The sequence below is a fragment of the Enterococcus sp. DIV1096b genome (assembly GCF_050498765.1).
GTDB lineage: Bacteria > Bacillota > Bacilli > Lactobacillales > Enterococcaceae > Enterococcus_D > Enterococcus_D entomosocium.
Map to the genome: position 1 here is coordinate 1,857,722 of NZ_JBMHEK010000001.1, position 22,955 is coordinate 1,880,676.

At 42.3% G+C, this 22,955-nt stretch carries 22 protein-coding genes; 1 reads left to right on the top strand and 21 read right to left on the bottom strand.

All coding sequences use genetic code 11. The features are described from left to right. The first annotated feature begins 40 nt into the window (after positions 1 to 40). A complete protein-coding gene (locus tag IGJ17_RS08870) occupies positions 41 to 820 on the top strand; it encodes an ABC transporter ATP-binding protein (RefSeq protein WP_086332401.1) in 780 nt (259 codons plus the stop codon). 174 nt (positions 821 to 994) lie between these two features. Here the strand turns inward: IGJ17_RS08870 and coaE are convergent, their stop codons facing one another. From coaE to IGJ17_RS08975, 21 genes are all read right to left on the bottom strand, one after another. Continuing rightward, positions 995 to 1,588, bottom strand: coding sequence for a dephospho-CoA kinase (gene coaE / locus IGJ17_RS08875; protein ID WP_016611847.1), 594 nt, complete (start codon positions 1,586 to 1,588; stop codon positions 995 to 997). Beyond that, positions 1,585 to 2,427, bottom strand: coding sequence for a DNA-formamidopyrimidine glycosylase (gene mutM, locus IGJ17_RS08880; RefSeq protein WP_016611848.1), 843 nt, complete (start codon positions 2,425 to 2,427; stop codon positions 1,585 to 1,587). The genes coaE and mutM overlap by 4 nt, the downstream gene beginning before the upstream one ends. 15 nt (positions 2,428 to 2,442) lie before the next feature. Next, complete coding sequence (gene polA, locus IGJ17_RS08885; RefSeq protein ID WP_086299407.1) at positions 2,443 to 5,088, bottom strand: DNA polymerase I; 2,646 nt, start codon at positions 5,086 to 5,088, stop codon at positions 2,443 to 2,445. Between the two features lie 125 nt (positions 5,089 to 5,213). Further along, entirely contained in the window at positions 5,214 to 5,906 is a 693-nt protein-coding gene (locus IGJ17_RS08890; protein WP_016620070.1) for a Bax inhibitor-1/YccA family protein, read from the bottom strand. Continuing rightward, a complete protein-coding gene (locus tag IGJ17_RS08895) occupies positions 5,899 to 6,372 on the bottom strand; it encodes a MaoC family dehydratase (RefSeq protein WP_005235769.1) in 474 nt (157 codons plus the stop codon). The genes IGJ17_RS08890 and IGJ17_RS08895 overlap by 8 nt, the downstream gene beginning before the upstream one ends. Before the next feature lie 141 nt (positions 6,373 to 6,513). Then, complete coding sequence (gene murC / locus IGJ17_RS08900) at positions 6,514 to 7,848, bottom strand: UDP-N-acetylmuramate--L-alanine ligase (RefSeq protein ID WP_005235767.1); 1,335 nt, start codon at positions 7,846 to 7,848, stop codon at positions 6,514 to 6,516. Positions 7,849 to 7,962: 114 nt separating this feature from the next. Then, positions 7,963 to 8,427: a SprT family protein gene (locus tag IGJ17_RS08905; protein ID WP_008380085.1), complete on the bottom strand. Its 465-nt coding sequence runs from the start codon at positions 8,425 to 8,427 to the stop codon at positions 7,963 to 7,965. Further along, complete coding sequence (locus IGJ17_RS08910) at positions 8,424 to 10,610, bottom strand: Tex family protein (protein ID WP_429961266.1); 2,187 nt, start codon at positions 10,608 to 10,610, stop codon at positions 8,424 to 8,426. The genes IGJ17_RS08905 and IGJ17_RS08910 overlap by 4 nt, the downstream gene beginning before the upstream one ends. Positions 10,611 to 10,745: 135 nt before the next feature. Next, a complete protein-coding gene (locus IGJ17_RS08915; protein ID WP_315041897.1) occupies positions 10,746 to 11,480 on the bottom strand; it encodes a metallophosphoesterase family protein in 735 nt (244 codons plus the stop codon). A gap of 164 nt (positions 11,481 to 11,644) precedes the next feature. Then, positions 11,645 to 12,016, bottom strand: a complete 372-nt coding sequence (locus IGJ17_RS08920) for a VOC family protein (protein WP_429961267.1) — start codon at positions 12,014 to 12,016, stop codon at positions 11,645 to 11,647. Positions 12,017 to 12,038: 22 nt separating this feature from the next. Beyond that, positions 12,039 to 12,452: a DUF1149 family protein gene (locus tag IGJ17_RS08925; protein WP_042890719.1), complete on the bottom strand. Its 414-nt coding sequence runs from the start codon at positions 12,450 to 12,452 to the stop codon at positions 12,039 to 12,041. A 92-nt stretch (positions 12,453 to 12,544) separates the two neighbouring features. Then, positions 12,545 to 13,597 (bottom strand): SepM family pheromone-processing serine protease, encoded by a 1,053-nt coding sequence (locus IGJ17_RS08930; protein WP_016620064.1) that lies wholly within the window; start codon positions 13,595 to 13,597, stop codon positions 12,545 to 12,547. Then, positions 13,587 to 14,081, bottom strand: coding sequence for a pantetheine-phosphate adenylyltransferase (coaD, locus tag IGJ17_RS08935; RefSeq protein ID WP_005231326.1), 495 nt, complete (start codon positions 14,079 to 14,081; stop codon positions 13,587 to 13,589). Before coaD ends, IGJ17_RS08930 begins: the two co-directional genes overlap by 11 nt. A 1-nt stretch (position 14,082) precedes the next feature. Continuing rightward, positions 14,083 to 14,637, bottom strand: coding sequence for a 16S rRNA (guanine(966)-N(2))-methyltransferase RsmD (gene rsmD / locus IGJ17_RS08940; protein ID WP_429961268.1), 555 nt, complete (start codon positions 14,635 to 14,637; stop codon positions 14,083 to 14,085). 100 nt (positions 14,638 to 14,737) lie between these two features. Further along, on the bottom strand, positions 14,738 to 15,082 hold the full coding sequence (locus tag IGJ17_RS08945; protein WP_005235753.1) for a YlbG family protein: 345 nt from the start codon (positions 15,080 to 15,082) through the stop codon (positions 14,738 to 14,740). Further along, complete coding sequence (locus tag IGJ17_RS08950) at positions 15,069 to 15,497, bottom strand: YlbF family regulator (protein WP_005235752.1); 429 nt, start codon at positions 15,495 to 15,497, stop codon at positions 15,069 to 15,071. Before IGJ17_RS08950 ends, IGJ17_RS08945 begins: the two co-directional genes overlap by 14 nt. Then, positions 15,484 to 16,614, bottom strand: a complete 1,131-nt coding sequence (locus IGJ17_RS08955; RefSeq protein WP_005235750.1) for a CAP-associated domain-containing protein — start codon at positions 16,612 to 16,614, stop codon at positions 15,484 to 15,486. The genes IGJ17_RS08950 and IGJ17_RS08955 overlap by 14 nt, the downstream gene beginning before the upstream one ends. 15 nt (positions 16,615 to 16,629) lie before the next feature. Further along, a complete protein-coding gene (locus tag IGJ17_RS08960; RefSeq protein WP_005235747.1) occupies positions 16,630 to 20,058 on the bottom strand; it encodes a pyruvate carboxylase in 3,429 nt (1,142 codons plus the stop codon). A gap of 22 nt (positions 20,059 to 20,080) precedes the next feature. Beyond that, entirely contained in the window at positions 20,081 to 21,244 is a 1,164-nt protein-coding gene (locus tag IGJ17_RS08965) for an FtsW/RodA/SpoVE family cell cycle protein (RefSeq protein ID WP_008380107.1), read from the bottom strand. A 2-nt stretch (positions 21,245 to 21,246) separates the two neighbouring features. Beyond that, positions 21,247 to 21,546, bottom strand: coding sequence for a YlaN family protein (locus IGJ17_RS08970; protein ID WP_008380108.1), 300 nt, complete (start codon positions 21,544 to 21,546; stop codon positions 21,247 to 21,249). Positions 21,547 to 21,918: 372 nt separating this feature from the next. Next, positions 21,919 to 22,953, bottom strand: a complete 1,035-nt coding sequence (locus tag IGJ17_RS08975; RefSeq protein ID WP_005235735.1) for a diacylglycerol kinase — start codon at positions 22,951 to 22,953, stop codon at positions 21,919 to 21,921. Between the last annotated feature and the right edge of the window lie 2 nt (positions 22,954 to 22,955).

Here is a 22,955-nt window from a genome sequence, read left to right on the forward strand (position 1 = left end):
ACAACTGGAGGTGAAGAACCTGTTTAAGGTTCGACAATAGATGACAATCCTCGATTTCCAACAGGTTTCATTCGTTCGCGACAAGAACTATTTATTAAAAGCGATCAATTGGCAAGTGAAAAAAAATGAGCATTGGGTGATTTTAGGTCTGAATGGTGCTGGCAAAAGTTTATTACTCCAAATGATCACGGGAAGTTTATGGCCTTCTTCTGGTCAACGAACGGTCTTAGGTGAGCGTTACGGAAAAACGTCTGTGCCCGATCTTCAACGGCGCATTGGTTGGGTCAGTTCAGCGCTGCAAAGCAAGTTTTATGGTCGCGATCTTGCCGAAGAGATCGTTCTTTCGGGGCTTTATTCCAGTATTGGTCTTTATGAGTCCTATGAAGAAGAGCAGCTGATCCAAGCAAAAGCGCTTTTGACTGACTTAGGTTTGTCGCATTTGATCAATCGTTCCTATCACGTCCTTTCTCAAGGGGAAAAACAATTTGTCATGATCGCACGGGCCATGATGGCACAACCAGAGATCCTGATTTTGGACGAACCTTGTACGGGCCTTGATCTATTTGCGCGAGAAGAACTGCTAACCCGTCTGGAGGCTTTTTCACATCTGCCGAATACGCCGACTCTTCTTTACGTTACCCATCATACGGAAGAGCTACTACCGATTTTCACTCATTTGCTGATGTTAAAAAACGGCAAAGTCCACGCCGCTGGTCAACGAGAGACGATTTTTACTGAGGAGGTTCTCACCTCTTTTTATGATCAGCCGATCATTCTTCACCCCTTTTCCAGCAATCGCGTGATCGTGACCCCAAAATAAATCAGGGCTGGTACTTTGATATTTAACCATTCATACACGATCGTCTTACTTTCCAAACCAAACAGTTTCCGACATGTTTCAGCGCCAGTTGTTTTTGGAAATGATAGGGCTAGGTTTGCTATTGAAAGATAAAATAGCAGGTTCCCTTTTACTGAAGGGAACCTGCTGTCTTATCTATTTGTTTAAGGATGCTAACCAATCATCGATCTGCTGATTGAGTTGGGCGATCGTTCCTTGATTATCAAAGACAATATCTGCCCGTTGTTTCTTTTTCTCAATGGAAAGCTGACTGTCGATTCGTTGTTGCGCTTCTTGCTCACTCAGTTGATTACGTGCCATCAACCGCTCTTTTTGAAGCGCTTCTGGCACATAAACGACTGCGGTTTGATCCATGTATTGGTCGTAGTCGGCTTCATAAAGCAAAGGAATGTCAACGATCAACAAGGGCACTTCCTGTTTTTTTTCTTCGATCTGAGACAAAATCTCTTGTCGAATAAAAGGAGATAACGTCTGATTCAGCATGCGGCGTTTTTCTGGATCGTTAAAAATCAAAGCACCGAGGGTTTGTCGATCTAGGTGCCCATCATCTGTCAAAATCTGCGGACCAAAGGCTTGCGTCACCGCCTGCAAGCCCTCCGTATTCGGTTCAACGACTTCTCTTGCGATGATATCGGCATCAATAATCGGTAAACCCAGTGATCGAAAATGCGCGACTGCAGTACTTTTTCCAGTGGCGATTCCCCCAGTGACGCCTAAAACAAAACTCATTTGTTGGACCTCACATGCAGTTTTTGACACTGAGGACAAAAATGCGTCCCCCGTTGGGCAACTTTGATCTTGACGATTGGTGTGCCACATCGGCCACAAGGATTGCCTGTCTGGCCATAGACATTTAATGACATTTGGAATTTCCCGGCTTCTCCTAGTGCATTGAGATAGGTCCGAATGGTAGTTCCGCCTGCTTCAACAGCTCGTTCTAAGACATCGATGATTGCTTTATGCAGCACATCTACTTCAGTTGGCATTAATGAATCCGCTGGTTGCTCTGGATGGATTTTTGCTTGCCACAGCGCCTCATCTACATAAATATTGCCCAAACCAGTAACGAGCTTTTGGTCAAGCAATAACGGTTTGATGGCTTTTTTCGAACGCTTCAATCCTTGTTCAAATGCCTCTAATAAAAACAATTCAGGCTTAGGCTCAGGACCTAATTGCATGATGCCTTTATAGGCTGCGCTTTGGTCTTTATCCACTAAGGTCATACGTCCAAATTTTCTTACATCATGGTAATTTAACTGACTGCCATCCGTAAAATGGAAAATGACATGTGTATGTTTATCGACAATCGGGTCTGACTCAAAATACTCGTACTTGCCTTCCATTCGTAGATGAGAGATCAGATCATAATCTGTCAATTTAAAAATCAAAAATTTTCCACGTCGTTCAAATTTTTCAAAACGTTGCCCTTTCAAAAGCGCCGAAAAGATCGGTACTTCAGGACTTTCAATGATTCGCGGCCACAGGATCTCGACCGATTCGATCGTTTTATTCAAAACAAGTTTTTCAAGTCCTTTACGGACCGTTTCAACTTCTGGTAATTCCGGCACCTCTGTTCACCTCATTTATTTTGCATCGTACCATGTTTTGCCCCAATTGCTGTCTGTCAGTAAAGGGACATGCAATGCAACGGCTTGCTCCATCACTTCTTTCACTAAAGCGTCAAGACGAGGCAATTCAGATTCAGGTACTTCAAAGACTAGTTCATCGTGTACTTGCAGCAGCATCGTTGCTGCTAATTTTTCTTCTTTCAAACGTTTCGCCAGATCGATCATGGCAATTTTTAAGATATCCGCCGCACTTCCTTGAATCGGTGTATTGATGGCGGTTCTTTCAGCAAAAGTTCGAATATTGAAATTGCGAGAATTAATATCAGGTAAGTAACGACGGCGATGATACAAGGTTTCAACGTACCCTTTGTCCTTCGCCTCACGAACCACATCCTCCATATACGTTTTCACACCAGGATATTTTTCAAAATACGTATCGATGTATTGTTGGGCGGCTTTTCTGGTGATTCCTAGATTCTGTGATAATCCATAATCAGAAATCCCATAAACGATACCGAAGTTGACCGCTTTGGCTTGACGACGCATATTTGGTGTCACATCTTCTGCTTTTTCGATACCAAAGACTCGCATCGCTGTGCTTGAATGGATATCTTGACCTTCGATAAAGGCTTCTTTCAAATGGGTATCATCTGAAATATGTGCCAACACCCGCAATTCGATTTGAGAGTAGTCAGAAGAATAGATAACCCAATCAGCTTCTCGTGGCACAAAGGCTTCGCGGATCTTTCGACCTTCTTCTAAACGAATCGGAATGTTTTGTAAGTTTGGATCGACAGAACTTAAACGACCAGTTTGGGTCAAGGTTTGTACATATCGCGTATGGACTTTGCCATCTCCTTGGATCACTTTTAATAAGCCTTCTACATAGGTTGATTGGATCTTAGCGATTTGACGATAAGTCAAAATGTCTTCAACGATTGGTGCTTGCTCTTTTAGTTGTTCTAACACATCGACTGCGGTCGAATAGCCAGTTTTGGTTTTTTTGATAACTGGTAAGCCCATTTTTTCAAATAAAATCACACCCAGTTGTTTCGGCGAGTTTAAGTTGAAGGTTTCTCCAGCTTCGGCGTAGATTTTTTCTTCAATTTCATGCAACCGTTGTGCAAATTCGCCCTTCATCTGATGCAAGCGAGACGCATCAACTTTGATGCCGGTAATCTCCATCTCAGCTAAAATCATTGATAAAGGCAGTTCCATTTCTTCAAAGAGCGCTGTTTGATTTTTCGCTGCCAATTCTTCCGTAAGTTTTGGTGTTAGGTTTGTAATCGCCGCTACTTTACGGGCTAAATGAGCAAAGAAGTCTTCCTCATCCGCCGGCAGCCCTTTTTTCGCTCCTTTTCCATAAATCGCTTCATCCGATTGGATCGCATCATAGCCATAGTGAGCGGCAACACCTGCGATGTCATTATTTGTATCATTCGTGTCTAAAAGATAAGCTGCCAATAAAACATCAAAAGCGATTCCTTTTGGTGCTGTCGTGTACCGGTTTAACGCCACGTACGTGCGTTTGGCATCATAGACGAATTTTTTACGTTTCTCGTCTTTTAACCAATCGGTAAAGGCTGGACTTTCAAACAATTCTTCACGATTGCTGACATAAATTTTTTCTTGATTGCCCCAAGCAACACCGACAATGTCTTCCAAATGATAGTTATCCCCCATCATCTCGACATACAATGCTGTGTCTCCCTGGAACATATCTTCCGTTACTTCTTCAACGACCGAAAACAAAATGTCTTCCATCTCAACTGGTTCAGCTGTAATTTGCAGCTTATCTAAGAAGCTATTAAAGTTCATTTCTTGGTAGAATGGCACCAATTTCTCTAAATCTTTGCCTTCATATTTCAGTTTGTCGACATCGACCTCAATGGGCGCATCCACATCGATGGTTGCTAATTGTTTTGAAAGAAAGGCGATCTCACGGTCATTGATCAAGTTTTCTTTCATCTTGCTTTTTTTCATTTCATCGATGTGTTCATAGATTCCCTCAACGGAGCCATATTCCTTTAAAAGCTTAATGGCTGTCTTCTCACCAATTTTGGTGACGCCGGGAATATTATCGGAAGCATCGCCAGCTAGTCCTTTCATGTCGATGATTTGTAAGGGTGTTAGGCCGTCATATTTTTCAGCCACATGAGCGGGCGTATAACTTTCAATTTCGCTAACGCCTTTGACCGTAATGTCAACTTTCACGTGCTCCGTTGCCAGCTGGGTCAAATCGCGATCGCCAGATAAAACGACGACATCAAATAGCTCTTTATCGACTTTATTTGCCAATGTGCCAATGATATCATCGGCTTCATAGTTATCTAATTCGTAGTATTGAACACCTAACGCGTTGATCAATTCGCGAATGTAAGGCATTTGTTCTTTAAATTCCCCAGGGGTTTTTGAACGCCCACCTTTATAATCTTCATACATCGCTGTCCTGAAGGTGGTTTTTCCAGCATCAAAAGCCACTAAAACATGTGTTGGCTGTTCTTTTGCCATCACATTTTCAAACATAGTATGAAACGCATAGATGGCATTTGTGTGCAGCCCGTTGGCATTTTTAAACCGTTCTAATGAATTATGCAACGCAAAAAACGCGCGAAAAGCCACACTATTCCCATCAACGAGTAGTAATTTATTTTTTGGCATTTGATTACTCCTTTTCTCAAAAAGTTCCTCTTTATTCTATCAAAGAACGGGCACAAAAGCGATGAATTGCTTTGTTTTCTCTCTCATTTTATACAAAAAAAAAGGCGAGTTTCCTCGCACTTTTTTTAGTTGTTTTTGCCAAAGATTCGCAATAACGCTAGGAATAAGTTGATGAAGTCTAAATACAGTTGTAATGCCATGAAAACGGCCACTCCTGTATTTGCGCCACCATTCGTTGCGAAGTATACATTGCGGATTTGCTGATTGTCATAAGCGGTGATTCCCATAAAGACAAAGACGGTCACGATCGATAAGAAAAAGTCAACCGGTTGACTGCGTAAAATAAATACATTCAAGAGCGTTGAGATGATGATCCCGATCAACAGACCATAGCCGATACGACCAACCACACTTAGATCACGTTTGGTCATGATCCCAAATGCTGACATGACACCAAAAGTGACGGCTGCTGAAACAAATGCTCCCACGATCGATCCAAAGTCATAGATCATCAATGTCACAGACAAGGTCAATCCATTCAAGAGCGAATAGACTAAAAAGCCAGCAACGGTCAAGGATGGATTTTTCTGCGCCTTCACACCTAATACAATGACTAAAATGATCTGTAAGATCCAAAGACCGGTAAATCCTAGCGGAAAATTGTTGATAAATTGCAGGGTTTGCGCTTGGAAGACTTCCCCAAAAATATAGGCTGAAATCGCACTGATCGCAAGCCCAACGCCGAAGAATAAATACACTTTTGAATAAAAGCGATTTAAGCCTTGGGCTTGGACGGTTTCATTGTTTAAATTATTCATCTTGTTGTTCCTCCTCATTTACTGCTACTGCTTTTGGCGGCTGGACCATGACCACAGCATCTAAAATACGATGATCTTCTGTGTTGATCGCTTCAACCGAAATAGTTACCACGTCTTTCATTTTATCCACTTTGATCACTTCGAATTCAAAGGTCAATGTTTCATAATGATATACAGGTTCAATAAAGTTCACCGAAAAATTGACTACATGAGAGCCAGGACCAGGCAAATGTTTCGATACGGCACTGGTGATGATCCCCATCAACATGATGGATGGGACGATTGGACGCTGATACTCAGTATTTTGCGTGTAGTCATGTTGAATATACAAAGGGTTTGCATCATTAGTAAGTCCTAAATATAACAACAGTTGATTGTCTTCGATCGATTCTGTTAAGGATAACGAATCGCCTTCCTCGATATCTTCAATACTTTTCCCTATTTTTCGCGGTTTTCCTATATTCAAAATTTAATTCCTCCAAAAAGAATAGTTTCATCTGAGTATATTCTATCAGATGCCGACAAAAGTGCAAGTTCGCGGTGCTGCTTTTGCAAAAACTTCAGATGTAAAAAACTCTTGCAGCAAACACGCCACAAGAGTCTTTGATTACAATACGTTACGAGTTGTATTGCTTAGTAGTTTTTCATAGGCTGTTTCAAATTTTTGCACATCGCCTGCTCCCATAAAAATCACGACAGCATTTTGATGATCTAGTAGCGGAGAAACGTTCTCTTCTTTGATCACAGTTCCGCCTCTTTGAATTTTATTGCCCAGATCTTCAATTTTAACATCCCCTCGGGATTCACGAGCAGATCCAAAAATATCACATAGATACACATGGTCTGCAAGATCTAACGCTTCCGCAAATTCATCCATTAAAGCGATCGTACGGGTAAAGGTATGAGGTTGGAAGACAGCAATAATCTCTTTATCCGGATATTTTTGACGAGCGCCATCAATCGTTGCTTTGATTTCTGCAGGATGATGGGCGTAATCGTCTACGATCGTCATATCCGCTACGATTTTTTCGCTGAAGCGACGTTTCACTCCAGGGAATGAGAGCATCTCAGCGGCAACTTCTTTCATGTCCAATCCTTCTTTGTAAGCCACAGCGATCACACTGAGTGCGTTGTTGATGTTGTGTTGACCAAACGCTGGCAAGACAAAATGGCCAATATTTTCACCATGGATAAAGACGTCGAACTCTGAACCTTGGGTGGTGCGTTCAATGTTTTTTGCTTGAACATCGTCGTTATCGTTGACGCCGTAATAGTAGATCGGGACATCTGCTTCAAGTTTACGCAGGTACTCGTCATCACCAAAAGCAAAAATGCCTTTTTTTACTTGACTTGCCATCGATTGAAAGGCTGAGAAGACATCGTCAATCGAGTGGAAATAGTCCGGATGATCAAAATCGATGTTGGTCATAATTGCATAGTCCGGTGAATAAGCTAAGAAATGACGGCGGTATTCACAAGCTTCAAACGAGAAGAATTCCGCATCGGGCTCTCCATGACCGGTACCATCGCCAATCAAGAAACTTGTTGGCCGGATGCCGCTTAAAACATGAGAAAGCAATCCTGTCGTACTGGTTTTTCCGTGAGAACCAGTCACAGCAATACTCGTATAGGGCTGAATGAATTGGCCAATAAAGTCATGATAACGAGTGACTTCTAAACCAAGTTCTTTGGCCCGTATGATTTCTTCGTGGGTGTCAGGGAAAGCATTCCCTTGGATAATGACCATTTCTGGTTGAATGTTTGCTTTATCGAAAGGCAACAATTTGATTGCTGCTTTTTCTAGATCACGTTGAGTGAAGAAATATTCTTCCACATCAGAGCCTTGTACTTGGTAGCCTTTTTCGTGCAGAATCAAAGCCAATGAACTCATACCGGAACCTTTGATTCCAACAAAATGATGTATTTTGTTTTGATTTTCCATTATTATAATCCTCTTTTCTCAAATCCGCGTCGTAAAAAAACGCGTGTATTGACAAATATCAGGTTGTCACACGACCTACATTATCATACAAAATGAAAAAAATAGCAACGAGTTTTATTTTTCGACTTGACTTTTCTCATCATTTCCTATTTCTAACAAACGTCCACGACATTTTCCACAAACATATTTTTTGATATCCACACGCCGCTGCCGCCGAATCTCGCAGCCGCAATTTTGACATCGATAGCGATGTTTAGCTGTCCTTTTGGCAGGAGGTGCATACCGCAGGCCTCCCGTTTTTGCCAGCAATGCTTTAAAAGCAGGATCTTGGTGACGATGACCAAGACCTGCTAAATGCAAATGATAGTGACATAATTCATGCTTGATAATGCCGATAAAAACCTCCATCCCGTGTTCAGTAAGCATCACTGGATTGAAATCCAAGTGGTGATCACTTAGATGGTAACGGCCACCGGTTGTTTTTAAGCGAGAATTAAATACCGCTCGATGCGTAAATGGTTTATTGAAAACAGACAGCGAAAGCTCTTCCACCAAACGCTGCAATTCTTGTTGGGTCATTTAGCATTTCCTGGATCGACCATTGTTAAACTGATACGGCCTTTTTTGACATCTACTTGCTCGATCCAAACGGTTACGACGTCACCAACGGAAACAACGTCTTTCGGATGTTTTACAAACGAACGGCTCAGCTTCGACAAATGAACCAGTCCATCTTGTTTGACACCGATATCGACGAAAGCACCAAAGTCGATCACATTTCGAACAGTTCCTTTCAATTCCATTCCCGGTTTTAGATCCTCCATACTCAACACATCTTTGCGCAATAATGGGGCTGGCATTTCATCCCGCATATCACGTCCTGGCTGCATTAACGCTTTTAAGATATCTGTGATGGTTTCTTTCCCGACAGACAATTTAGCAGAAAGTTCTGCTGGACGCATTTGCGCCAACTTCACTTTATTTTCTTCCGATTGTTCTTTCCCAAGCTCCGCTAGAGAAATATCCGCGAGCGCCAAAATTTCTTTGGCAGTGTCATAACTTTCTGGATGAATCCCGGTATTGTCCAAAATGACTTTTCCGCCAGGAATCCGCATAAAACCGATCGCCTGTTCATAGGCCTTTGGCCCTAAGCGAGGGACTTTTTTCAGTTGATTGCGCTGCGTAAATACCCCGTTTTCTTCTCGATAGGTCACGATATTTTGGGCAGTCGTTTTATTTAAGCCCGCCACGTGCTGTAAAAGTGCCGCACTTGCGGTATTGACATCAACGCCTACTTGGTTGACGACCGTTTCCACGACAAAATCCAATTGTTCGGCTAAGCGCTTTTGCGAAACGTCATGTTGGTATTGCCCGACGCCCACCGATTGTGGATCGATTTTAACTAATTCTGCCAAGGGATCTTGGAGACGGCGACCAATACTGATGGCACTTCGTTCTTCCACTTGCAGATCAGGGAATTCATGCCGGGCGATCGGACTGGCCGAATAAACAGAAGCGCCTGCCTCATTCACGATCACATAATATACCTCTTGATCGATCAATTTTAATTGTTCAGCGACGAATTGCTCTGACTCTCGACTCGCCGTCCCATTGCCGATTGCGACCATTTCAACTTTATAGGTTTGCAATAAGCGACGAAACGCTGGTCCAGCCGCTTCTCGTTTATTCATCGGCGCCGGTTTATGGGGATAGATCACTTCGATCGCTAATACTTTTCCTGTCTCATCAACGACGGCCAATTTACAGCCCGTTCGATACGCTGGATCAAACCCTAAAACGACTTTCCCCTTCAACGGAGGCTGCAGCAGCAGATTGCGAAGATTTTCTCCAAAAATCGCAATTGCTTGTTCGTCGGCTTTTTCTGTCAACTCATTGCGGATCTCTCGTTCGATCGCTGGTAAGATAAAACGTTTCAAGGCGTCAGCAGCAGCAGTTTGGACAAAACTGGCTGCGGGTGAATCACTATTTGTGATCAATTTCCGACGTAGGTACTCCATGATTTTTTCTTCATCTGCCACAAGCGTTACCTTCAAAATGTCTTCTTTTTCTCCACGATTGGTGGCTAAAACCCGGTGTGAAACCATCTTATTGATAGGATGTTGGAAATCGTAATACATTTCATAAACGCCTTTTTCATCTTTTTCAGCATTTTTGACCGTGCTCTTATACAGTCCTTTGTTAGAATAATAGCTCCGAATCCAACTTCGAAATTCTGCAGTATCACCAACGCCTTCTGCAATGATCTCATGGGCGCCAGCCAAGACATCTTCTACAGTAGGAACAGCATCACTCATAAATTCGGTCGCTTTTTCTTGTACGTCACCTATTTTTGAGAAGCTTAACAGCCACTGAGCAAATGGTTCCAAGCCATTTTCTTTGGCGATCGTCGCTTTGGTGCGTCGTTTTTGTTTATAAGGACGATACAGGTCTTCGACGGCCTGCATTTTTGTCGCAGCTAAAATCGCCTGTGATAGTTCAGGCGTTAGCTTTTCTTGTTCTTCTATCAAGCGCAAAACTTCTTGCTTGCGTTTCTCTAGGTTTTCTAAGTACTGATACCGCTCTTCGATTTCTCGAATCTGAACTTCGTCAAGTCCATTCGTCATTTCTTTACGGTAGCGGGCAATAAACGGAACGGTATTTCCTTCTTGCAATAATTGTAACACCGTACTGATTTGTTTTTGGGTAAAAGAGGTTAGTTCTTGTTTCACTAAATCAAGTACCTCTTGATTCATTTCTGCCATTCGTTCTCACCTTTCCTTTGTTGCTTTTGCTATTTTAACATAAAAAAGTCAGCCATTGAGGAAACAAGAAGGCACGAAAGGAACATTGCTTCGGGGCTCTTGTAATGGCTGCTTTTCTCTTTTTAGAAAAGACTTTTAAAAGTCTGGTTGCCAAGGTCCTGCTAAATTTTGATATTCGATATCCTGAAGGACCCCTTTGTCATAAAAAATCACGCCATGCACCGATCCACCAAATACTGCCCCGCCATCGATGCCGATTTTGTCGTCTTGTTGCCAAAGATCCGTCGTCTGCATATCTCCATGCAGCATTGGCGTGATGGTATGACCAAAAACGATCGTTTTTCCTGTACGGTTTTTTCCTTTATGAAATGGCTCGCGAATCCAGATAAAATCGTGGTCGGCGGTCTTCCGCCAATCTTTTTTACTTAAATCCACGCCCGCATGGACAAAAAGATACTTCCCCCATTCGTAATAAAGCGGCCGCTCCATCAAAAACTCTATTAAGTCTCCATATCTACTTCGGATCATCAAGGCAATTTCCGTTGGCGAATACTCTTCAGTAGCTCCTGAATGTAAAAGACTTTCAATCGTTTCTTTGCCGCCATTGCGTACGTAGGCGGCGAACCAATCCTCTGGGGCATTTAGAAATTGCAGAAAATACTCTTCGTGATTGCCACGTAAATAAATCGCTTGATGTTCTTCAACTAATTTCTTTCCGAGCATTAAACACTCTTTGGACTTTGGTCCTCGGTCATTTAGATCACCAATCAAAAGCAACTGATGGATTTTAGGATCATATTCCGCAAGAAGACTTTTAAAAAGATCGGCCATTCCATGAATATCACTGATTGCATAAAGATAGTTTTGCATAGTCATTCCCTCCTTAAAGGCAATTGAATCTCTTATTATCAATTTTAGCCCTTTGGCTGCAAAATGTCTTGCATTAAAATCAAAAAACAATCATTCGTCTTGAACGGTTCGACAGCATAGAGTCGGGTTCATAAAGACGAATGATTGATTACGATCGGTAAAACCTATTTTCCTGAAACAGCAAAATAATTGCCATCCGGATCGGCAAAATTGAAAACCAGCTGTTCTTCCATCTGAATCAATTCGCCGACTTCTGCTTCCATCTCTATAAGTTTTTTATAGAGAGCTGTAATATCCTCAGCAAAAAACATGATCGATGGGGAATTTAATGCGACTTCAGGTGAGTGCGTTTCGATGAACTCACGGTCATATAAGACAAAATGAGCCTCTGCCTCTTTTGATGGCGCGATTTCGACAACGGATGTTCCATCAACGGTTTGTTGTTCAATGATCGCAAACCCTAGTTCTTGCCAAAACTCAACTGCTTTCGTCACATCATCGACGTATAGCATCACTTGCATTTGATTGGAAAACAATGGGCATCCCTCCTCTTTCTCGTTATTTGTCTTCTTCCTTCGCTTCTTGCGCAGCATTCGAATTGGTATTAAAGTTCAATTGTAACCCTGGTTTGTCGGTTACGATCTCTGTCACTTCATAAGTCAAGCGTTTAACGATATCAAACAATGGCTCAACCAAGCGATCAGTTTCAGCTTTTGTTAGATCTTCTCCAGAATTGACTTTACGATTCAAAATATGATTGACCTGTCCGACACGTCCTGACAAAACATAATCAGGGAACACTAATTGAAATTCTAGCCGGGCGCCAATAATACTGTTTTTTTCCATATATTCTTCATCTTTGACTTTTAACGGCGCAAAGCCTACATTCAATTTAGTTTCCATTTCTTTATCTTTCGGTTTCATATCGAAATGATATGCTTCAACGATCGGTTGTTGTCTTTTTAATTCCACTAGATTCACACTCCTTATCTAAAAGTATAGCATAACCTTTTCTTTGAGCCTACTGTATTCTTTAGACAATAAAAAAAACGGCGAGCGCCGTTTTAATTTGCTTCTTTTAGTGTTGCTAGATAATCCAAGGCATCTTGGACATTGGCGATCGGAACGATTTTCATATCCGTGTCTAACTTCTTCGCTGCTGCCACTGCCTCTTCATAATTTGTTTTGATGGAAGGATCTATTTCACGCTCTTCGTCAGTGATTTCATCATCTGGGGCAAAGAAGATTTCTGCACCACTTTCACTGGCACTCGCTACTTTTTTATCGATCCCACCGATTCGACCAACGGTTCCGTCAGCTGAGATCGTTCCTGTCCCAGCTATGTTGTGGCCTTTACGTAGGTTATCTCCGGTCAACTGTTCATAGATTTCAAGGGTGAACATCAAACCAGCGGAAGGTCCTCCGATATTGCCAGAATCGATCACGATCTCTTCATCAGAAGTGATCTCTGTATGATCGACGAGGGAGATGCCGATACCGGCTTTTTGATTGCTCTCCAGTTCAATTAGTTTGCCCGTTGCTTCTTTTTCTTCGCCATCTTGCAAGTAAGTCACGGTGATTTCATCACCAATGGTTTGACTTTGGACGTAGTCGATAAAATCTTGACTGCTTTTAAATTCTTTACCATTGACTGCGGTGACGGTATCTCCAACGGATATTTTCCCAGCAAAGCTGGAATTTGGATCGATCCCCATGACATAGACCCCTTTATAGGTCATTTCATAAGGTAAGTCTGCTAGCTTTAATGCTTGCTCAATCGCACTATTTTGCGAGGATTCCATATAGTAGCGTTGAATGCGGTTGTACTCCTCATTTGTCGCACCGCCTAAAAGTTCTTCCTCACTGATCAAGTCTTGGAATTCATTGAATTTCGTTCCAATCGCTGTGAACACGGTAGCTTGTCGAATCCCAACACTGGTCAAAGAAAAGGAGCCGGCTGATGTGTCTTCTTTTTGATTGACGGTAATCAGCTCTTTTAAATCGATCGTTGCTCCTGGTTGCTCGATATAATAGGGAATCGGCAAAAAGGCACAAGCGGCGATGATTAGCGCTAAAACAAACAGGAGGAAATATTTGATCGTTGATTTAAGATTCATTGGTATCACGCTTCTTTACTATAGCATCGTAGATATTTTGAGGTAAATATTCGGCAACATCGCCGTTAAAGGTTAAGATCTCTTTCAACAAACTGGAACTGATGAAACTGTGCTTTGCGTCTGCTAAAAGAAAAACGGTCTCTAATGAGGGTTCTAGGTGATGGTTCATCTCCATGATGTCCCGCTCATATTCATAGTCTTTCACACTGCGAATGCCTCTAAGCAGAAACTGAGCACCTAGTTTTTTTGCGATCGTAACCGTCAGCTCCGTTTCTTGTGCCAAAATCTTGACGTTAGGAATATGGGCGAGGGCTTCTTCGATCAAATGAACTTTTTCTTCACTCGTAAAAAAACTTTTTTTATTGGTGTTTGTAAAAACGCCGACGATCAATTCATCGAAAAGCGTGGCTCCTCGCTCAATCAGGTCAACATGACCGGACGTCAATGGGTCAAAACTCCCTGGAAATAAAGCAATCTTTTTCACGTTATCCCTCATTTCTATAGATCGTCACTGCCGATATGCCATAGGTTTGGGCACGGTCCAAATGCAACGAGCCGATTTGTTCTGGTAAATCGATGGACTTGTCTGTTTCGCAAACTACGTATGCAGACGGACGAATCAATTCATCCTTCAGCATAGCTTCTAACTGTTGCAGAATCTCTTGCTTTGCGTATGGCGGGTCTAAAAACAAATAGTCAAAACCTCGTCCCTCAGCTGCAAACTGCCGTAAAGCTTGATTCGCATCCATTTTTAACACCGTGAATTTTTCGGGTTCTTTGGTTATAGCAATATTTTCGCGGATCACTTTGGTTGCTGGAAAACTACGGTCGACACAAACCGCATGATCAGCTCCCCGAGAGACCGCTTCGATAGCTAAGCCCCCGCTTCCGCTGAATAAATCCAGTACAACACCTCCATCTAAATATTGCCCTAACATGTTAAAAATCGCCCCTTTTACTTTGTCTGTCGTGGGGCGAGTGTTGTCTCCAGCGAGACTTTTTAATCTGCGGCCACCATATTCTCCGGCTACTACACGCATGCTTTTTTCCCTCCAAGATCTTCGTAAATACAAATATAGCACTGTTTCTATAAATAGCAATAAAAAAATGGCGGTGACTCAAGGCACCCCCACTTTTTTATTACACGTTTTCTGCCAATCGAATCATCGTATTTTTTTCTTCGATATCAAACCCTTCATCTTTCACTGGATAGGCTGCTGACGTACCAATTTTTTCAGCAAAATCCATTTCGACATCTGGTCGATAGGAAGCTTCAACTTGTCGAACAAAGTGAAACTGCTCGATTTTTGTTTTTTTGCTTTCGTATTCTTCTTCGTTCAAATACATGACCACGTATTTCATCTTGCGTGACACATAATGAACAAAACCAAAACGGCGCAAATTCTTTAGTTGACGTAGGCTGTAAACCCATACGATCAATCCTCGACGCTTTTGCATCGTAAAAGGCTCTTTATCCTCGTGCATGACAATTTCCTCCACAACTTGATTTTGATTGAAAAAAGGGACTCCCAGCGTCGACTTTGACAGAGGGAGAAAAACAAGTAGAGATCGCCACAGTCAGTTCATCCAGCAAACGCTGCAGTTGTGTTTCACTCCAGCGATACTCACTTACTTGTTCATTAAGATCCAACTGCCGCTTGGCTGTGCGCAACGCCCGTTTTTTTTCTTTGAAATCAGGCGCATACTCACCGTAAGCTTCAATTCTTTCAAAATCTAGTTTTTTTTCTAAAAACGATCGCATCAACGTCTGAACATCAGGGTCTTGATGCATGACCTGTTTCGCTTTTTGATAGGTTTTACACGTTTCACTTGCTTTGATTGCCTTCACAAGTGCTTCGATTTGATCTTCAATCTCAAAAAAGGCTTCATCGTAAATCATCTGACGTACTATCCTCGGTCCCTTCCACATCTTCTTGCACTAAGACTACCATATTTGCTTCAGAAAAAGCAATTCCTATCTTTTCTGATTGTTCATGGGTCAGGCGCTCAGTAAATCTTGGATTACTGAACCAAGATAAAATCGTAAAAGTTGGATCATAAACAGGCGCTTCGAAGATTGAAGCAGATGCTTCCAATTCCTTTTCCGCTAACAACTCTCGCCATTCGTCATTCGATAAGACAAAATTACTTGTCTTTTCCGAAGAAAGTGCTCGTTGATAAGAATGGATTCGTTGAGAAGTCAAATAGTCTGATAGGTTATTCGTCAAATTAAATAAAAGTCCAGCTGCTTCTTGATGTGTTTGGGTATCCTGTGAGAAGCTGTCTAAGCCGATTTGCTGGCGAATTTTATCGATGATAACAAACGCCAGGGTCTCTTTTTCAAGGTTGGCTTGGGCTTGGTCAATTGTTTGCGAAACTTGAAACAGCGGTCGCTGCCCTTCCGTCAAGGGATAAGGTGCCAGTTTAAGTAATGTGGTCTGATCCAAGTAAGTGACGGCTTGCAGTTGGGCAGTCTCCTGATCAAAGAACAAAACAGCAAATGTCCCGTTGTCAAAAGCCACTAATGGACGGTAGTTCATATCTTCTTCCATCAATTCGAAACTGATCGCACGATCATTTTGTGTCAAGGTAAAGTTAGGATAGATCATGGTCAACTCCGTCAAGTCAGTCAAGGTCATGCCCATCGTAAAAGGTGCCAGGGAAGAGCCCCCGGCGCCGATTACTTTGATTGCTTGCACACTTTCACCATCGGTATTGATCTCAACATACTGTTGATCGTCTAATTGATTGTAGACCCGAATTTCAAACTCGTAACCTGATCGATATGTTTGAACTGGAAGACCATAGACTTCTTCGAAATCCGAAACAGGTTCCCCGATCAATTCAGCTAATCCTTGAGCTGCGATTGGTTCGTAATTCATGTTTGTTGGTGCTTTGATTGGGTTTTCGATCGTCACTCTTGAATCTGAAGCGTTTTGCATGAAAACTGGCTGCAAATACACGATTATTAGGGCTAGGACAAATAAGCCGCAAAACAATAATCCTCTTCGCTTCATCTGTGGATCGACTCCTTACTTCTCTTTGACTTCAATCAAAAGATCTCCTGACTGAATTGGTTCCCCATCGGTTACATACACATGTTCAACTACGCCTGAGAAGCGGGCTTCAACCGAAGTTTCCATTTTCATCGCTTCCGTGACCATCAAGGTTTGTCCACGTGCCACCCGGTCGCCTTTTTTGACTAATACTTCTAAAACTGAGCCACTCATCGAAGCACCGATCTGTTCTTTGTTCGTTGGCTCTGCTTTACGTTTCGTTTGAACAGAGCTGATGATTGAGTTGTCCTTAACAACGATTTCTCGGCGTTGTCCGTTCAAGTTAAAGAAGAGGGTTCGGTTGCCTTCAATATCTGGCTCACCGATCTCATCTAGACGAATGATCAAGATTTTGCCTTTTTCTAATTCAACATTGATCGTTTCACCTAAGCGCATGCCGTTAAAGAAAGTTGGAGTATCAAGAACTTTCACATCTGCAAACTGTTCATAAGCTTTTCGATAATCAAGGAAGACTTGCGGATACATCAAGTAGCTCAAGACTTCTTCATGTTTTGGTTCATAGCCGATTTTCTCCGCTAGTTCTTGCTTCACATCAGCAAAATCAACTGGCTTCGCAAATGTTCCGGGACGTTCGGTAAAGGCTGGACGTCCTTTCAAGATAATGCGCTGTAATTCTTTCGGGAAGCCACCAACTGGCTGACCTAACTCACCTTGGAAGAATGTGATTACTGACTCAGGGAAGCTTAATGTATCGCCTTTTTCAAAAACATCTTTCTCAGACAAGCCATTTTGAACCATAAAGAGTGCCATGTCCCCAACGACTTTCGAAGAAGGCGTCACTTTCACGATGTCTCCAAACATCATATTGACTTCATGATACATTTCTTTGATTTCATCCCATTTTTCGCCTAAACCAACGGCTTTGGCTTGCTGCTGGAGATTGGTATATTGTCCCCCCGGCATTTCATGCTTGTACACTTCCGTTTGAGGTGCGTTCAAGCCATTTTCAAAGGAATGGTAGTACATGCGGACATCTTCCCAGTAGTGGTTCAACTGTTGGATATTGTCTACATTGATTTCTGGGCAGCGTTCGCCGTTCAATAGTGCATAATACAAACTACTCATACTTGGTTGACTCGTTGCTCCACTGACCGCTGACATAGCGACATCCACGATGTCAACACCGGCTTTAGTAGCCGCTGAGTAAGTAATGATCCCATTTCCACTCGTATCATGGGTATGCAGATGAATCGGCACATCGATCGTATCCTTTAGCTCACTGATCAAACGATAAGCCGCTTGCGGTTTTAATAATCCAGCCATATCCTTGATAGCAATGATATGGGCACCAAGGTTTTGCAATTCTTTCGCCATATCTTTGTAATATTGTACTGAATATTTTTGACGGGTCGGATCATTGATATCCCCGGTATAACAAATCGTTGCTTCTGCAATTTTTCCTGTATCGCGAACGGCTTGAATACTTTTCTCCATTTGTGGAACCCAGTTTAAACTATCAAAGATTCGGAACACATCAATTCCTTGCGCTGCAGATTCTTTGATGAATTCTTCCAATACATTGTCTGGATAATTGGAATATCCCACAGCATTGGAGCCTCTAAACAACATTTGCAACAAGGTATTCGGCATTTTTTTCCGGAACATCCGCAATCTTTCCCATGGATCTTCTGTTAAGAAACGGTAGGCAACGTCGAACGTTGCTCCACCCCACATTTCACTTGAGAACAATTGTGGCAGGCCAGCTTCCGTCATCGCGGCAATTTTCTTAAAGTCATGGGTTCTTACACGAGTTGCCAACAAACTTTGATGGGCATCTCGGAAGGTTGTATCCGTCAGTAAGACATTGTTTTGTTGACCGATCCATTCAACGACACCCTCGGCACCTTTCGTATCTAAAATATTTTTGGCGCTGACAAAATCGGGCGTTGCTTGGATGTGTTGTGGCATCCGTGGCTCATTATAAAATGGTTTCTTTTGTTTTTCGATCCCCGGAAATCCATTGATGGTAATTTCCCCGATATACTTCATGGTTTTGTTTCCACGATCACGAATCCGAGGGAAATTGAATAGTTCCGGCGTATTGTCGATAAAGGTGGTTTTGGCTTCACCCGAACGAAAGGCTGGATGAGAAACGACATTTCGCATGAAGAGAATGTTTGTTTTTACCCCACGTACACGAAATTCTTTCAAACAGCGCATCATTTTCTGAATCGCTTGATCAAAGGTTGCCGCATGTGTACAGACTTTTACAAGCAGTGAGTCGAAATACGGGGTTACCACCGCACCGGCGTAAGCATTTCCGACATCCAAACGAACCCCAAATCCACCTGGAGAACGGTAGGTATCAATCTTACCAGTATCTGGCATAAAATTATTCGCTGGATCTTCCGTTGTCACGCGACATTGAATCGCAACCCCTTCGAAGCGAATATCTTTTTGTTCAGGAATCCCAATTTCTTTATGCAGATCCTTGCCTTGTGCAATTAGTATTTGTGTCGTCACGATATCTAAATTGGTGATCATTTCAGTGATTGTATGTTCCACTTGGACCCGAGGGTTTACTTCGATAAAGTAAAATTTATCGCCTTCAACTAAAAATTCCACTGTTCCGGCATTGATATAGCCAACATGCTTCATCAATTGAACGGCAGCTTGACAAATTTTTTCCCGTTGTTCAGTCGTCATTGACACACAAGGTGCCACTTCGACTACTTTTTGGTGACGGCGCTGAACAGAGCAGTCACGTTCAAATAGATGGACGACATTTCCGTGCGTATCCCCTAGAATTTGGACTTCAATATGTTTTGGATTACTAATATATTTTTCAACGTAAACTTCGTCACTACCAAATGCCGCTTTCGCTTCACTTTTGGCACGTTCGTAGCCATCACGTGCTTCTTTTTCATCATGAGCGACACGCATGCCTCGACCACCGCCGCCAAGAGCTGCTTTGATCATGATTGGATAGTCATGTTCGTCAGCGAATGCTAAAACGTCGTCAATCGATGCCACTGGACCGTCAGATCCGGGAATGGATTGAATCCCCGCCTCGATCGCTGCTGCTTTTGCTTTGATCTTGTCGCCAAAAATATCTAAGTGGTGAGTGGATGGTCCGATGAAAATCAAACCTTCTTCTTCACAGCGCTGAGCAAAGCCCAGGTTTTCTGATAAAAAACCATACCCTGGATGAATCCCTTCAGCCCCGGCTTTTTTCGCTGTGCGAATAATATCTTCAATGTCTAAATACGCATCAATCGGCCGTTTGCCTTTCCCCACTAAATACGCTTCGTCTGCTTTAAAACGATGGACGGAGTATTCATCCTCCGCAGCATAAATACCGACTGTTTTGATTCCTAACTCCGCACATGCGCGGAAGACACGAATCGCGATTTCTCCACGATTGGCAACAAGAATTTTCTTCATCTAATCCACTCCATTCAATTGATCAATAATTCAAATAATATTGTTTCCTCTTTTCTTCGGCACTGATATTTAATACAAAACCAATACAAATCGACAGCATCAGCAAACTTGACCCACCCTGACTTAAAAACGGAAAAGTGATTCCCGTCAATGGGATCAAACCAGTGATCCCCCCTAAGTTGATGAAAATCTGAGACATAAATAATGTCCCTATGCCGATACACATCATGGAATTAAAGGGATCTCTTGAACGGATACCGACAAGAAAGATCCGTCCCACCATATAGAACAAAACACCTAAGATAATGATCGATGGGATCAAGCCTAATTCTTCCATAACGATCGAAAATATATAATCGGTGTGCGCTTCGTTTAAGAAGCCACGTTTTTGGATACTATTTCCAAGTCCGCGTCCGAAAAGCCCACCGTTGAACATTGCGTAATACCCATTGACCATTTGATGACCTGTATTGTATTCATCAGCAAACGGGTTCAAAAAGGATGAAAAGCGACTATAAACATAAGCTGGTAAAAGCTTACCGCCAGTTAGATTCACAAATAGGACAATCAACATACTCCCAACGATACCTGCCAACCCCAATATCAAAGTGTACAAGTAATTCAATCCACTAGATAATAAAACGACAAAAGCCAGTAGCATGACGATCACAGCATTCCCTAAGTCGGGATAAAAGGCCATGATCCCGGTGTAGACGAAAACGATTCCGATTGGACGCCAAACCGTTTTCCAAAACTCTTGTTGGATGCCTTTTTGACGATAAGATAGCGTCACCGATAAAAACCAGATGACAATAAATTTCAAGTACTCAGCTGGTTGAATAGAAAAGCTCGCAATCGTTAACCAACCATGGGCCCCGTTTCTTCTTGGGAAAAAGAAAGCAGCGATCAATAAAAACAAGATGACGATCATGGCGATCTGGACAAATTTTTTATTCCGAAAAACATCCGTTTTCATTTTATACATGACAGTGATCGCTACTAGGCTCACCAACCAAAATAATGTTTGATTGATGACGTAAGAAGCAGCTGTGGTCGGTTGTGTGGCGGTCATCGCCACATAAGATGTGGAACTATAAACCATCATCAAGCCCGTGACACACATAACAATATATGGTAACAAAATACTATAATCTAATAAATGTCTTTTCTTTACTTTTTCTGGCAAGTTTATGCCTCCTTGCCGATTTCAGGTGTCCGCTGGTCTTCATAGACCTCGCTGTACAATTGGTTCAGATCTTTTTCGAGATCCGCCATCAATTGTTGTCCTGTTTGATTATCGACGATCCCCAAGCGGATCGCAAATGCCACTTGCCGTGATAGACCATACATTTGGGTATCAACCACTTCTTCAAATGCTTTGCATTGTGCGATACATAAACTATTTTCTTGGTTTCGGATCAGCTTTTTGATTCGTTCTGCGTCATCTCTAAGCAGATCTAGCGCTTTTGTAGAATCGATGTGCTCCATTCCGGTCCCCCCATTTCTTCGTTTCACCATTATAGCATATTCTCTCTGGCTTTTGCATCATTAGATTGCATAGAAATACGTAAATGACGAACTTTAACGAGTATATTTTCAAAAAGTTCGTTTTTTTAGCGAAGATCGTTCGTTTTTTCATTTTTTCATTCGCTTTATCTTCATGAATCGCGCTGATAGCCGTGAAACAAACACCCGATGTGGAACATAACGCAAAAAACGTCCTTTACTAAAATTTAAGAAAAGCTGCTCTATCAACTTTTCTTAAAAATATTCCTGTTACTTTTTCCACAATTTATTTTTTAAAAAAAGAACAGGTCCAAAAGTCCCTGTTCTTTCACTTTGCATGAAAAGAAAAATCGTTTATCTTGTTTCGTCGCCGATCTTGCCATCGCCATTGATGTCCTCATCGGAAAGACGTTCGACTTCTTTAATAAAACCTTCGCTCATCTCTTGATAGTTCTGCTCACCAACGACCGCATCATCAGGAATTTGATCGACATTCGCAAAAAACTCAATATGATTGTGTAGATTTTCAAAGCGCATAGGAGCATCTCCGCCGTATTCACCATCAAGGTTGATCATTAATCGATTGACCTGCTCTGGCGCGTCTACTTCAAGAAAAGATGTTTTCGTATAAATCAGACGACGATCGTTGATGTGCTTGCCACCATTCATCATCAAAGCGACTAAATGGACGATCTCAAAAATATTGGCTGTTTTGACAATAATCAGTGAAAACTTCCCATCGTCAAGCTTAGCGTCAGGGGCAATCTGTTCAAATCCCCCTACTGAATTCGTTAGTCCTAAAAAGAACATTGAGGCTCCGCCAATGTATTCTCCGTCTTCATACTTTAGATGCATTTTGATTGGTTTGACGCGGGGCAGTAATTCGGCTCCTTTTGCTAGATAAGCTAAGTAGCCAAAAACACTTTTCAACTCAGAAGGAACATCATAGGTCAGTTCCGTTAAGTGTCCACCAGCAGCAATGTTGATAAAATACGTATTGGGTGTTTTTCCGACATCCATCTTCACCGTTTGCTGCTTCAAAATCACTTCCGCAGCTGCTTTGATATCTGTACGGGGAATCTTTAGTGCTCGTGCGTAGTCATTGGTCGTGCCTCCAGGAATGATCGCCATTTTTGGTCGCTTTTCTAAAGGAGCGATCCCATTGACGACTTCATTGATCGTACCATCGCCACCGGCCGCTACCACCAAATCAAAACCAGCTTCACCGGCTCTTCTTGCTTCATCACGGGCGGAAAATGGTGCAGCGGTCGTGGCAAACGCACTCGCCTCATAACCGCCTCTTTCCAAAACATCTAAAATATCTGCTAAATTTTTTCGAATCAATTCTTTCCCAGATGTCGGGTTATAGATTACTCTTGCTCTTTTCATCG